At 70.1% G+C, this 12,366-nt stretch carries 16 protein-coding genes; 7 read left to right on the forward strand and 9 right to left on the reverse strand.

Annotation, left to right across the window (positions count from 1 at the left end; all coding sequences use genetic code 11):
* Positions 1–58: 58 nt before the first annotated feature.
* From glp to TSH64_RS07905, 7 genes are all read right to left on the reverse strand, one after another.
* On the reverse strand, positions 59–1,288 hold the full coding sequence (gene glp / locus TSH64_RS07875; protein ID WP_109096269.1) for a gephyrin-like molybdotransferase Glp: 1,230 nt from the start codon (positions 1,286–1,288) through the stop codon (positions 59–61).
* 4 nt (positions 1,289–1,292) lie between these two features.
* On the reverse strand, positions 1,293–1,790 hold the full coding sequence (gene moaC / locus TSH64_RS07880; protein WP_109096270.1) for a cyclic pyranopterin monophosphate synthase MoaC: 498 nt from the start codon (positions 1,788–1,790) through the stop codon (positions 1,293–1,295).
* On the reverse strand, positions 1,787–2,296 hold the full coding sequence (locus TSH64_RS07885) for a GNAT family N-acetyltransferase (RefSeq protein ID WP_109096271.1): 510 nt from the start codon (positions 2,294–2,296) through the stop codon (positions 1,787–1,789). The genes moaC and TSH64_RS07885 overlap by 4 nt, the downstream gene beginning before the upstream one ends.
* Before the next feature lie 4 nt (positions 2,297–2,300).
* Complete coding sequence (trpC, locus tag TSH64_RS07890; RefSeq protein ID WP_109096272.1) at positions 2,301–3,104, reverse strand: indole-3-glycerol phosphate synthase TrpC; 804 nt, start codon at positions 3,102–3,104, stop codon at positions 2,301–2,303.
* Positions 3,104–4,138 carry an anthranilate phosphoribosyltransferase gene (trpD, locus tag TSH64_RS07895; RefSeq protein WP_109096273.1) on the reverse strand — a complete coding sequence of 345 codons (1,035 nt, stop codon included), beginning with the start codon at positions 4,136–4,138 and terminating at the stop codon, positions 3,104–3,106. Before trpD ends, trpC begins: the two co-directional genes overlap by 1 nt.
* On the reverse strand, positions 4,135–4,743 hold the full coding sequence (locus TSH64_RS07900; RefSeq protein WP_109096274.1) for an aminodeoxychorismate/anthranilate synthase component II: 609 nt from the start codon (positions 4,741–4,743) through the stop codon (positions 4,135–4,137). The genes trpD and TSH64_RS07900 overlap by 4 nt, the downstream gene beginning before the upstream one ends.
* A 147-nt stretch (positions 4,744–4,890) precedes the next feature.
* Positions 4,891–5,343 carry an STY0301 family protein gene (locus tag TSH64_RS07905; protein ID WP_109096275.1) on the reverse strand — a complete coding sequence of 151 codons (453 nt, stop codon included), beginning with the start codon at positions 5,341–5,343 and terminating at the stop codon, positions 4,891–4,893.
* A gap of 125 nt (positions 5,344–5,468) precedes the next feature.
* Here TSH64_RS07905 and TSH64_RS07910 point away from each other — a divergent pair, with 125 nt between their 5' ends.
* From TSH64_RS07910 to TSH64_RS07920, 3 genes are all read left to right on the forward strand, one after another.
* Positions 5,469–6,617 carry a divergent polysaccharide deacetylase family protein gene (locus TSH64_RS07910; protein ID WP_247872811.1) on the forward strand — a complete coding sequence of 383 codons (1,149 nt, stop codon included), beginning with the start codon at positions 5,469–5,471 and terminating at the stop codon, positions 6,615–6,617.
* 37 nt (positions 6,618–6,654) lie between these two features.
* Positions 6,655–6,861 (forward strand): heavy-metal-associated domain-containing protein, encoded by a 207-nt coding sequence (locus TSH64_RS07915; protein WP_109096276.1) that lies wholly within the window; start codon positions 6,655–6,657, stop codon positions 6,859–6,861.
* Positions 6,862–6,952: 91 nt separating this feature from the next.
* Positions 6,953–7,183 (forward strand): zinc ribbon domain-containing protein, encoded by a 231-nt coding sequence (locus TSH64_RS07920; RefSeq protein ID WP_109096277.1) that lies wholly within the window; start codon positions 6,953–6,955, stop codon positions 7,181–7,183.
* A gap of 16 nt (positions 7,184–7,199) precedes the next feature.
* On the opposite strand, the gene TSH64_RS07925 is transcribed toward TSH64_RS07920, so the two are convergent.
* A complete protein-coding gene (locus TSH64_RS07925) occupies positions 7,200–7,976 on the reverse strand; it encodes an alpha/beta fold hydrolase (RefSeq protein ID WP_247872812.1) in 777 nt (258 codons plus the stop codon).
* A gap of 245 nt (positions 7,977–8,221) precedes the next feature.
* Here TSH64_RS07925 and TSH64_RS07930 point away from each other — a divergent pair, with 245 nt between their 5' ends.
* The 4 genes from TSH64_RS07930 to TSH64_RS07945 are packed head-to-tail and all read left to right on the forward strand — an operon-like array spanning position 8,222 to position 11,298.
* Entirely contained in the window at positions 8,222–8,683 is a 462-nt protein-coding gene (locus TSH64_RS07930) for a cupin domain-containing protein (RefSeq protein ID WP_109096279.1), read from the forward strand.
* On the forward strand, positions 8,680–9,204 hold the full coding sequence (gene cobU / locus TSH64_RS07935) for a bifunctional adenosylcobinamide kinase/adenosylcobinamide-phosphate guanylyltransferase (protein ID WP_109096280.1): 525 nt from the start codon (positions 8,680–8,682) through the stop codon (positions 9,202–9,204). The genes TSH64_RS07930 and cobU overlap by 4 nt, the downstream gene beginning before the upstream one ends.
* A complete protein-coding gene (gene cobO / locus TSH64_RS07940) occupies positions 9,201–9,815 on the forward strand; it encodes a cob(I)yrinic acid a,c-diamide adenosyltransferase (RefSeq protein WP_109096281.1) in 615 nt (204 codons plus the stop codon). The genes cobU and cobO overlap by 4 nt, the downstream gene beginning before the upstream one ends.
* A 37-nt stretch (positions 9,816–9,852) precedes the next feature.
* Complete coding sequence (locus tag TSH64_RS07945) at positions 9,853–11,298, forward strand: cobyric acid synthase (RefSeq protein ID WP_247872813.1); 1,446 nt, start codon at positions 9,853–9,855, stop codon at positions 11,296–11,298.
* A 19-nt stretch (positions 11,299–11,317) separates the two neighbouring features.
* Here the strand turns inward: TSH64_RS07945 and ispH are convergent, their stop codons facing one another.
* Positions 11,318–12,295 carry a 4-hydroxy-3-methylbut-2-enyl diphosphate reductase gene (ispH, locus tag TSH64_RS07950; protein WP_109096282.1) on the reverse strand — a complete coding sequence of 326 codons (978 nt, stop codon included), beginning with the start codon at positions 12,293–12,295 and terminating at the stop codon, positions 11,318–11,320.
* Between the last annotated feature and the right edge of the window lie 71 nt (positions 12,296–12,366).

Consider the following 12,366-nt stretch of genomic DNA (forward strand, 5'->3'; position numbering starts at 1 on the left):
CAGTTTTCCGGGTGATGTTCAACTGTTCCAGCCGGCCGTTCCGGCGCTCTGCTGAAGTCTAGATGCTGAGTGCCCCATCCGTCAAAGGAAGCACGGTCACCATGGCGCCGGCCGGTTCCGGGTCGGCATGGGGCGGGCGGGGGATCAGGCAATCGGCCTGGGCGTACAGGGTGGTGATGGCGCTGTCCTGCCGGGCGAAGGGGGTCACGGTCAGGACACCGTCCGGGCCGGCGGCCAGCGTGGCGCGCAGATACTCCTCGCGACGGTCGTTGGCCCTCAACGGGCCGGTCAGGCGGGCGCGCAGCGGCAGACGGTCGTCCTCCGGCGGCAGGCCCTGCAGCACGCGCAGGACCGGGCGGAGGAACAGGAGCGCCGTGACGCCGGTGGACACCGGGTTGCCGGGCAATCCCAGCAGCGGCACAGACCCGGCACGGCCGAACATCAGCGCCTTGCCCGGACGCATCGCCACCGTCTGCACCTCCAGCGCCACGCCGCGTTCGGCAAGCACATCGCGCACGAGGTCGTAGTCGCCCTGTGCCGCCCCGCCGGTGGTGACCAGCAGGTCGCAACCGGCCGCCCCCTTCGCCAGCGCCGCCACGCTCTCCGCCGTGTCCCTGGCGACGCCCAGATTGTGGGCGATCCCACCCTGGGCGGTCACCAGGGCACAGAGGCCAAGCGCATTGGTGCTGACGATCTGGCTCGGACCCAGCGGGTCGCCGGGCAGGGCGATCTCGTCGCCGGTGGCAAGCACGGCGATGCGCGGCCGGCGATGGACCGACAGCCAAGGCACGTTGCCGCCGGCGGCCAGCGCGATGTCGCGCGCGGTCAGGCGCCGGCCCTTTGGCAGAAGCTCCTGACCGGCCGTGAAGTCGAATCCGGCCTCGCGGACGAAGCGGCCGGCGGCCACGGCGCGGCCGATCCGCACGGTGGCGTCGTCGGCGCTGCAATCCTCCTGCATCACCACGGCGTCGGCACCGCCGGGCAGGGGCGCGCCGGTGAAGATGCGCACCGCCTCGCCCCTGCCGACGCTGCCGGTGAAGGCATGGCCGGCGGCGGATTCGCCGATGCGGCGCAGCGGGACGGGGGCCTCGGCGGTCGCAGCGGCGATGTCGGCGGCACGCACGGCCCAGCCATCCATGGCGGCGGCGTGAAAGGGCGGCTGGGTCAGCCGGGCGACCACCGGTTCGGCCAGCACACGGCCGAGCGCGTCGGGCAGGGCGACGGTTTCCGCCGGGAGGGCGGCGAAGGCCGACAGGATGCGGGCGCGCGCCTCGGCGACGGAGATCATCGCGTCAGGCTCCGGTGGAGGAGGATGTGGACGCGCCCCACTCGCCGCTCTTGCCGCCGGCCTTGTGCAGCAGGCGCACATCGGTGACGGTCATGCCGCGGTCCACCGCCTTGCACATGTCGTAGACCGTCAATGCTGCGATGGTGACGGCGGTCAACGCCTCCATCTCCACGCCGGTCTGGCCCTTCAGCTTGCAGGTCGCCGTCACGTCCACCGCGTTGCGGGCGGGGTCGCAGGACAGGTCGACCTTGACCGAGGTCAGCATCAGCGGGTGGCACAGCGGGATCAGGTCGGGCGTGCGCTTGGCCCCCATGATGCCGGCCAGCCGGGCGACCGACAGCACGTCGCCCTTCTTCACCCCGCCCTGCATGATGAGATCAAGGGTTTCCGGCTGCATCAGCACGGTCGCCGCGGCTGTCGCGGTGCGTTCGGTGTCGGCCTTGTCGGAGACGTCGACCATCACCGCCTTGCCCTCGGCGTCGAAATGGGTGAAGCCGGTCATCGGGCGGTCTCCGTCAGAAATTTTTCCATGAAGACGCTGACGCCATTGTCTTCGTAGCAGGCATAGGGGCCGCGGTCGGTGAAGCCGGCCTTGCGGTAGAGCGCCAGCGCTTCGGGCTGGTGGATGCCCGATTCGAGCAGCAGGGCGTCCAAGCCCTCCGCCCGCGCCAGATCCTCCAGCCGGGCGAGCAGACGGTCGCCGATGCGCTGTCCGCGGGTGGCGGGATCGACATACATCCGCTTGATCTCGCCATAGCCGGTCGGATCGACGCGGAGTGCGGCGCAGCCGACCGGAACGCCGTCCTTGCGGGCGACGAGGAAGCGCAGGTCCGGCGCTTCCAATTCGCCGATGTCGAGCAGGTGGCAGGTATCCGCCGGATAGAGATCCAGCAGATAGCGGTCGAGCGCCGCCACCAGCGCGATCACCGCATCCTGGCGCGGGCTCTCCGCAGCGATCAGCACATCGGCTGTCACATCGGCTGTCGCATCGGCCACCACATCGGTCATCGCATCACACCGGAGCCAGCAGGGCACGGGTGGCGGCGGTCACATCGGCCTGCCGCATCAGCGATTCGCCGACCAGGAAGCAGCGCGCCCCGACCTTCGCCATCCGCGCCAGATCGGCGGGGTTGTAGAGCCCGCTTTCGGCCACCAGCATGCGGTCGGCCGGCACGTTGGCGGCCAGTTCCTCCGTCGTCGCAATATCGACCGCCAAGGTCTTGAGATTGCGGTTGTTGACGCCCAGCAGCGGCGTCCTCAGCAGCAGCGCGCGGTCCAGTTCGGCGCGGTCATGCACCTCGACCAGCACGTCCAGGCCCTGGGCGATGGCGGCGTCCTCGATCTCCGCTGCCTGGGCGTCGGACAGGGAGGCCATGATGATCAGGATGCAGTCGGCGCCCAGCGCGCGGGCTTCGACGATCTGGTAAGGATCGACCATGAAGTCCTTGCGCAGAACCGGCAAATCCACTGCGGCACGGGCCGCCACCAGATATTCGTCCCTGCCCTGGAAATAGGGCTCGTCGGTTAGCACCGACAGGCAGGTCGCTCCGCCCTCGCGGTAGGCACGGGCCAGGGCCGGCGGGTCGAAGTCGGCGCGGATCAGGCCCTTGGACGGGCTCGCCTTCTTGATCTCGGCGATCAGGCCGTAACGCCCGGCCTCGACCGCGGCGCTCAGCGCCCGGATGAAGCCACGCGGCGGGTTGCTCTCATTGGCGGCCCTGGCGGCGGTCTCCACCTCCGACAAAGGGCGGGCGGCCTTGCGGGAGGCCACCAGGGCGCGCTTGTCGTCGTTGATGCGGGTCAGAACGTCGCTCATCAGGCCACTGCCTCGTTGGTGATGGCGACCAGCCGGCGCAGCCGGTCGCGGGCGCCGCCGCTGTCGATGGCGTCGGCGGCCAGGGCGACACCGTCCTTCAGGGTCGCGGCCTTGCCGGCCACCAGCAGGGCGGCGGCGGCGTTCAGGAGCACGATGTCGCGGTAGGGGCTGCGCACGCCGTCGAACAGGGCGTGTATGGCCTCGGCGTTGACCTGGGCGTCGCCCCCCTTCAACTCCTCGATCCGGGCGCGGGGCAGGCCGGCATCCTCCGGCGTCACCTCGAACACCGTCACCTCGCCGTCCTTCAACTGGGCGACGGTGGTGGGGCCGGTGGTGGTGATCTCGTCCAGCCCGTCGGAACCGTGGACGACCCAGGCGGCCTCGGAGCCCAGCCGCTTCAGCACCTGGGCCAGCGGCTCCACCCACTGCTTGGAGAAGACGCCCAGCACCTGCCGCCTGGCGGTCGCCGGGTTGGCGAGCGGGCCCAGCAGGTTGAAGACGGTGCGGGTGCCAAGCTCGACACGGGTCGGGCCGACGTTGCGCATGGCGAGGTGGTGGCGCGGCGCCATCAGGAAGGCGATGCCGGCGTCCCACAGCGCCTTGCGGACCAGCGCGAAGTCGCAATCGAGGTTGACGCCGAGCGAGCCGAGCACGTCGGCGGCACCGGACTTCGACGAGATGGCGCGGTTGCCGTGCTTGGCGACCGGCACGCCACAGGACGACACCACCAGTGCCGCGGCGGTGGAGATGTTGTAGGTGCCCGCACCGTCGCCGCCGGTGCCGCAGGTGTCGATGGTGCCGGGAGGCGCTTCGACCGGGATCGCCTTGGCGCGCATGACGCGGGCGGCGCCGGTGATCTCGTCCACCGTCTCGCCGCGGACGCGCAGCGCCATCAGGAAGCCGCCCATCTGCGACGGGGTGGCGTTGCCGGACATGATGATGTCGAAGGCGAAGCCGGCCTCGGCCTCGGTCAGGGCGGCGCCGGTGGCGACCTTGCCCAGGATGGCCTTCATGTCGGACAGATCGCCGCTCATGCCGCGGTCTCCAGCGACGCGTTTTCCGGGCGGGGACGGGTCAGGTCCAGGAAGTTCCGCAGGATCTGGTGGCCGTGCTCGCTCTCGATGCTCTCGGGGTGGAACTGCACGCCGTGGATCGGCAGCTCGCGGTGGGCCAGCGCCATGATCAGGCCGTCGGCGGTCTCGCCGGTCACCTCCAGGCAGGCCGGCAGCGTGTCGCGCTCGACGATCAGCGAATGGTAGCGGGTGGCGCGGAACGGGCTGGGCAGGCCGGCGAGCACGCCGCGGCCCTCGTGCCGGATGTTGTCGACCTTGCCGTGCATGGGAACCGGCGCGCGGATCACCCGGCCGCCGAAGGCCTGCCCAATGGACTGGTGGCCGAGGCAGACGCCCATCAGAGGCAGGTGGGCCTTGGCGGCGGCGTCGATCAGGGGCAGGCAGATGCCGGCGCGGTCGGGATCGCAGGGGCCGGGGGACAGGACGATGCCGTCGGGGCGGAGCGCCATCGCCTCGTCCACCGTCAGGGCGTCGTTGCGGCGGACCTGCACGTCGGCGCCAAGCTCACCCAGGTAATGGACGAGGTTGTAGGTAAAGCTGTCGTAATTATCGATGAGCAGCAGCATGCGCCTTCCGCCTTCCACCTTTGCCCGGCCACCGTCGCCCGGGTCGTCCGGGCCGTTCCGGCCCCGTTCCAACGAGGGACACCCTAGCGGCTGAAAAGGGGGATTTCCAGCCTCCGCGCAGAACTTTGCCCCTGGGCCCCCGCGTCCTCACCGGCAGTCGAGCTGCGGCGGCGTCTTCGGCTCGTCCAGGACGTTGCCGCGGATGTCGGTTTCCAGCGTCAGCGTGCAGCGGCGGGTCTGGCGCGGCAGGTCGGCAGCGAGCGTCGCCTCGGTGCCGCGATACCGGCAGAGCACGAAGAGCTTGCCGCGCTGCGCGGCGTCGAACTCCCAGAGCTGGACCAAACGGCGCGCATGCCTGGTCTCGCTGTCGGGCGCCAGGGTGGTGCGCGCGGCGCTGGCCATCTGCTGGGCGCGGTCGCCCTCGATCAGGGTGATGCCGATGAAGCCGTGGCTGTCGCGGCCGGGATAAGGCGCCCAGCCGCCGGGCGCTTCCGGTTGGGCGGTCACGCTGACGGTCGGCGGGCATTGCGGGCCGCCGGCAGCCAATGCCGGAGAGGCGGTGGCCAGCAGCAGCGGGACGATGACGAGGAACGGGCGCATCGGGCGGTCTCCGGAGACTGGTCGGGCCGGTGGAAAGACGGTGCCGTTGCGGCGGCCGTCTTGTGTCGTTTGAGCAATTGCGGTCGCGGCGGCAGGGTGCCACTGTGCGCCGCCCCGGTCGCAGGATGGACATCGTCACCATGGCCCGCAAGGCGCCTTCGAAAGCCCGCAAGGTTCCGCTTCCCCCCTTTCTGTCGAATCCCTTCGTCCTGGCTCTGGCGGCAGTCGCCGCGGTGTTCGCTGTGGCGATCGGCGTGGCGACGCTGACCGGCGGACGGTCCGGCGGCGAGCGTGTCCAGCAGGCGTCCGTTCAGCAGAGTCCGGCCCAGCCGGCTCCACCCCAGCAGGCTGCCGTGCCGCCGGCTCCCCCCTCGCTGCCGGCGGCGAAGGCGGAGGCCCCGGCGCCCGCCCAGCATGCGGCGGACGGCCCGGAGCATGCGGTGCCGGAAAAGCCGGCCCAGGCGGAAACGCGCCCGCCCGCCACCACCGTGGCGATGCTGCCGCCGCCGGTTCCCCCGGCCCAGCCGCCGGTGCAGGCGCCTTCGGGCAATGCGGCATTGTGGCGCAGGAATGCGCTGCCGGCCGAGGTTCCGCAGGGCCGGCCGATCATCGCCATCGTCATCGACGACATGGGGCTGGACCGCAAGCGCTCGTCCCGGATGGCCGGGCTTCACGGCCCGCTGACGCTGTCCTGGCTGCCCTATGCCCGCGACCTGTCGGCCCAGTCGAAGGCGGCCCGCGCCAACGGGCATGAGCTGATGCTGCACATGCCGATGGAACCCAGCGTGAAGGCCGATCCCGGTCCGAACGCGCTGCTGGTCTCGCTGGACAAGGGCGAGATCGTGAAGCGGTTCCGCGCGGCTTTGGACAGCTTCGACGGCTATGTTGGGGTGAACAACCATATGGGCAGCCGCTTCACCGCCGACCGCGCGGCGCTGGCGCCGGTGCTGACGGAACTGCACCGGCGCGGGCTGCTGTGGCTGGACAGCCGGACGACGCCCAACAGCGCCGGAATCGGGCTGGCGCAGGAGCTGAAGATGCCCTGGGTCGGGCGCGACGTGTTCCTCGACAATGTGGAAACGGTGGCGGCGGTGAAGGCCCAGCTGACCAAGACCGAACAGGTTGCGAAGCGCCAGGGCTACGCCGTCGCCATCGGCCACCCGCATGATGCGACAATCGAGGCTCTGGCGTCCTGGTTGCCGGATGTGCAAAAGCGTGGCTTCGTTCTTGTCCCGGTCAGCGCGGTGGTGCGGACGCACCATGCCGGAGGTTGACCCGACCCAAAGGAAGCCCGTGGCGATGCCTGTAACGATGACCGATGCGTACAAGGTGGATGGGATGACCTGTGGCGGCTGCGCCCGCTCCGTTTCCAACGCGATCACCAAGGCGGCCCCGAATGCCGCGGTGACCGTCGATCTCGCAACCGGCACAGTCGTGGTCGCCGGCGGCATCGCGGCCGAACTGGTGCAGCAGGCGGTCGAGGCTGCGGGATTCGATTTCGGCGGAGCGGCGGCCTGATCGTGCTGCTGTTGCGGCGCAACAAAACCGTTTTCATGTTGTGGGTATTGCGGCATGCTCGGACCGATGCGATCCGTTCCGCGAGGGTGCGATGCCGCTCTATTCCTACCGTTGCCAGTCCTGCGGACAGGGGTTCGAGACCCTGGTCCGCTCCGGTGAGACGCCTGCCTGCCCGTCCTGCGGCGGTGCCGACCTGACCCGCCAGCTGTCGAATGTGGCGCCGGAGGGCAAGTCCGATGCCATCCTCCAGTCCGCCCGCCGGCAGGCTTCCAGGGAGGGGCATTTCAGCAACTATTCCCGGTCGGAACGGCCGAAGGTTTAGACAGGGGCGGGCAGGGTCAGACGGCCGAGCCGGACGGGGCGGTTTCGGCCGTCACGGTCGCTGCGATCCACGTCTCCAGACGCTCGGCCGCCGCCTGCCAGTCCTGTTCCAGCATCATCGCATGGCCCATGCCCGGCATGAACACTGGCTGGGTGCCCAGCGCCATGGCGGTGGCGACGATCTCGGCGCGCGGGAACAGCAGATCCTCCTCGGCCCCCATCACCAGCACCGGCATGTCGCGCGGCGGCAGGATTGGGAAGGGGATCCAGCCGCCGATGTCGAGCAGGACGCGGCGCGATTCCTCCTGAAGATAGCTCTCGTACTTGGCCGCTTCGGCGTGCGGCATCTTGTCGGAGAACATGGCCCGGCGGATGGCGTCGGGGTTGATCGCGGTCTCGCCGAAGGCCATCAGCATCGACATCTGCTGGAACACGTAGGGCGAGCGCCAGGCCAGCCCCATGGTGGAGGTCAGCAGGCCGTAGGGCGGGGCCGACGCCATCAGCACGCCTGCCGGAAAGCGGCGCTTCGCCAGCGCGCGCTGCACCACCATGCCACCCATCGAATGGCCGATCAGCACCGGGGGAGTGGACAGGCGGCCCGCCGCCTCCAGCACGTCGTCGACATAGTCGGCGATGCCAAACTCATGCAGCCGGTCGCGTCCTTCGCTGTTGCCATGGCCGCGGAGCGAGACGGCATGCGCTTCCCATCCCCGTTCGGCGAACCAAGGCAGAAACTTGGCGTCCCAGATCCAGGCGCCGCTGAAGGCGCCATGGACGAACAGGAGCGGCGGCAACTTGGCAGTTCCGGAGGGGGCAGTTCCGGAGGGACGGCGGCTGATGATTTCCAGGCGGGACATCGGATCGCAGGTTGTTGTTTTGCACCGCAATAAGCATGGTGGGCGAAACGGCGCCTGTCCAGCTACGGTCCCGGCAACCCTGCTTTGTAAGGGCCTGCTCCGCAAGGGGACTTGGCAGCGTTTGACGCCGCCGGTGCGGTTTGCGACAGTCCGGACCCGCAACACAGAGCCGGAGAGCGCCCGTGCCGAACCCACCGGTCCTCGACCCCGCGACGCTGACCGCCGAAACCGGCGCCACCGACTATCCGCAGCCCTTCCGGCCGCAGGTCGCCGGGCGGCACCGGGTGGTGCTGGGCGATCCGCTGGGGCTGATCAATTTCGGCGTCAACCTGACCACGCTGGCGCCCGGCGCCTCCTCCGCCCTGCGCCACTGGCACAGCCGGCAGGACGAGTTCGTCTATGTGGTGGACGGCGACCTGACGCTGGTGACCGACGCGGGCGAGACGCTGCTGACCGCGGGCATGTGCGCAGGATTTCCGCAGGGCGTCGCCGACGGGCACCGGCTGATCAACCGCAGCGACCGGCCCGCCAGCTATCTGGAGGTCGGCGACCGCAGCGGCGGCGACGAGATCGATTATTCCGACGAGGACATGGTCTGGCGCGACGGCGCCTACCACCACCGGGACGGGACCGTCTGGAAATGAGTGCCGATGTCACTCTGGTGCTGGGCGGCGCCCGCTCGGGCAAGAGCCGTTATGCCGAGGGGCTGGTGACGGCGCTGGGCGGGCCGCGGGTCTACATCGCCACCTCGCAGGTGTGGGACGCCGAGATGGCCGAGCGGGTGGCGCAGCACCGCGACGACCGCGGCCCGGACTGGACGACGGTGGAAGAGCCGCGCGACCTGACCGGAAGCTTGCGCCGGCAGGCCGCCGAGGGCACCGGCGTCCTCGTCGATTGCCTGACCCTGTGGCTGACCAACCTGATGATGGCTGAGGCCGACATCGCGGCGGAGACCGCGGCGCTGGTGGAACTGCTGCCGACGCTTCCCGGCCGGGTCGTGCTCGTTTCCAATGAGGTCGGGCTCGGCATCGTGCCCGACAACGCGCTGGCGCGCCGCTTTCGCGACCATGCCGGCCGCCTGCACCAATCCATCGCGGCCATTGCGCCGCGCGTCGTGCTGACCGTCGCCGGTCTGCCGATGTTCGTGAAAGGGACTCCTGCATGACTGCCGATACAGACGAGCTGAACCGCCGCCACGCCGAGAAGATGAAGCGGCGCAAAGCGTTGCAGGAGCGGGCGCTCGCCTCCAAGACGGTGGAGAAGGGCCTGCTGATGGTCCACACCGGCAAGGGCAAGGGCAAATCGACAGCCGCGTTCGGCCTGATGATGCGCGCCGTCGGCCATGGCATGCGGGTCGGCATGGTGCAGTTCGTCAAGGGCGCCTGGTCCACCGGCGAGACGGTGGCGCTGGAGCGCTTCGAGGATCTGGTCGATTTCCACACGATGGGCGAGGGCTTCACCTGGGACACCCAGGACCGCGCCCGCGACATTGCCGCCGCTGAAGCCGCCTGGGCCAAGGCGAAGGAGCTGATGGCCGACCCGCGCTATCGCCTGATCGTGCTGGACGAGCTGAACATCGTGCTGCGCATGGATTATCTGCCGTTGGACGAGGTGCTGGCGACGCTGGCCGCCCGCCGGCCGGACCTGCATGTCTGCATCACCGGCCGCAACGCCAAGCCGGAACTGATCGCCGCCGCCGACCTCGTCACCGAGATGACGCTGGTCAAGCATCCGTTCGAGGCCGGGGTGAAGGCCCAGGCCGGCATCGAGTTCTGACGCCATGCCGTCACAGCCGATACGATCCCGGGCGATCATGCTGCAGGGCACCGGTTCCGACGTCGGCAAGTCGCTGCTGGTGGCCGGGCTGTGCCGGGCGCTGGTGCGGCGCGGGCTGAGCGTCCGGCCGTTCAAGCCGCAGAACATGTCCAACAACGCGGCGGTCACGGCGGACGGCGGCGAGATCGGCCGTGCCCAGGCGCTCCAGGCGCGGGCCTGCGGCGTGGCGCCCAGCGTCCACATGAACCCGGTGCTGCTGAAGCCGCAGTCGGACATCGGCAGTCAGGTGGTGGTGCGCGGCGTGGTGGTCGGCACCGCGCGCGCCGCCGACTATCAGGCCCGCAAGCGCGAGCTGCTCGGCACCGTTCTGGACAGTTTCGAGCGGCTGCGGGGCGAGGCCGACATCGTGGTGGTCGAGGGGGCCGGCAGCCCGGCGGAGGTCAATCTGCGGGCCGGCGACATCGCCAACATGGGCTTCGCCACCGCCGCCGACGTGCCGGTCCTGCTGGTCGGAGACATCGACCGTGGCGGCGTGATCGCCAGTCTGGTGGGCACCCACGCACTTCTACCGAAATCTGAACAGGAGCGCATCAAGGGCTTTCTGATCAACAAGTTCCGCGGCGATGTTCGCCTGTTCGATGAAGGGCTGCGGATCATCGAGAGCCACACCGGCTGGCGCGGATTCGGCGTGGTGCCCTGGCTGAAGGAAGCGGCGACCCTGCCGGCCGAGGACGCGGTGGCGCTCGACCGGCCGCGGGAGGCCGGCAATGGGGCGCTGCGGATCGCCGTGCCGATGCTGTCGCGCATCGCCAACTTCGACGATTTCGATCCGCTGGCGCAGGAGCCGGGCGTCGCCCTGACCATGGTGCGTCCGGGCCAGCCGCTGCCCGGCGATTGCGATCTGGTGATCCTGCCCGGCACCAAGGCGACCATCGCCGACCTTGCCTTCCTGCGGGCGCAGGGCTGGGACATCGACCTGATGGCCCATTGGCGGCGCGGCGGCCGGGTGCTGGGCATCTGCGGCGGCTATCAGATGCTGGGCCGGCGCATCGCCGATCCCGACGGCATCGAAGGCCCGCCCGGCGAGGCCGCCGGGCTCGGGCTGCTGGATGTCGAGACGGTGCTGAAAGGTCCCAAGGTGCTGGAGGAGGCCCGCGGCACGGAGCGGCGCACCGGTGCCGCCGTGGCCGGCTACGAGATGCATATGGGCCGCACCGAGGGGGCCGACCGGGCGCGGCCGATGCTGGAGCTTGCCGGCGGCGGAACCGATGGGGCGGAGTCGGCGGACGGACGGGTGGCGGGCTGCTACCTGCACGGCCTGTTCACCGCCGACGGCTTCCGCTCGGCCTATCTGCGCCGGCTGGGAAGCGCCGGGTCGGATCTCGGATATGGTGTGGCGGTCGAGCGGGCGCTGGACGCGGTTGCCGACCGGCTGGAGAGCGTGGTGGATGTGGACGGGCTGCTGACAGTTGCGCAGGGATGAGGGAGGGGGCGACGCCCCCTCAGACCGCCTCCTGCTCCACCGATAACGCGCGCGGCAGCTTGAAGACGATGTTCTCGGTCGCCGTGCGCAGTTCTTCCACCGTCACGTCGAAGCGGCTGCGGGCAGCCTCGATGACCTCCTCCACCAGCACTTCCGGGGCGGACGCGCCGGCGGTGATGCCGAGGCGGGCGACGCCGGCGAGCGCGCTCCAGTCGATGTCGGCGGCGCGCTGGACCAGCTGGGCGGCCGGGCAGCCATGGGTCTTCGCCACCTCGACCAGACGCTTGGAGTTGGAGGAGTTCGGCGCGCCCAGGACCAGCAGCGCCTCCACCTTCGGCGCGATGGCCTTCACCGCCGCCTGACGGTTGGTGGTGGCGTAGCAGATGTCCTCCTTCTTCGGCCCGGCGATGGCGGGGAAACGGGCCTGGAGCGCGGCCAGGATCTCCGTGGTCTCGTCGACCGACAGGGTGGTCTGGGTGGCGTAGGCGAGGTTGTCCGGGTCGCTCACCTCCAGCGTCGCGACGTCGGCCACCGTCTCCACCAGCACCACGGCGCCCGCGGGCAGCTGGCCCATGGTTCCGATGACCTCGGGATGGCCGGCATGGCCGATCAGGACGATCTGCTTGCCGTCCTCGTGATGGCGCTCGGCCTCGCGGTGGACCTTGCTGACCAGCGGGCAGGTGGCGTCGAGATAGAACAGCCCGCGCGCCTCCGCCGCCTGCGGCACCGATTTCGGCACGCCATGGGCGGAGAAGACCACCGGGCGGCCGTCCGGCACCTCGGTCAGCTCATCGACGAAGACGGCGCCCTTGGCCTCCAGGCTTTCGACCACGAAGCGGTTGTGGACGATCTCGTGCCGCACATAGACCGGCGCCCCGAAGCGCTCCAGCGCCGTCTCGACGATCTGGATCGCCCGGTCCACCCCGGCGCAGAAACCGCGCGGTGCCGCCAGCAGGATGGTCAGGGGCTGGCGGGTTGGGGAATTGGTCGTGGTCATATGCGCTGTACCGCCCTTGCGTGGATTGGGTCGCCCTTAGGTAATCCTGTGCTGAACGGTCACAAGGGATA

The organism is Azospirillum sp. TSH64 (assembly GCF_003116035.1).
Taxonomy (GTDB): Bacteria; Pseudomonadota; Alphaproteobacteria; order Azospirillales; family Azospirillaceae; genus Azospirillum.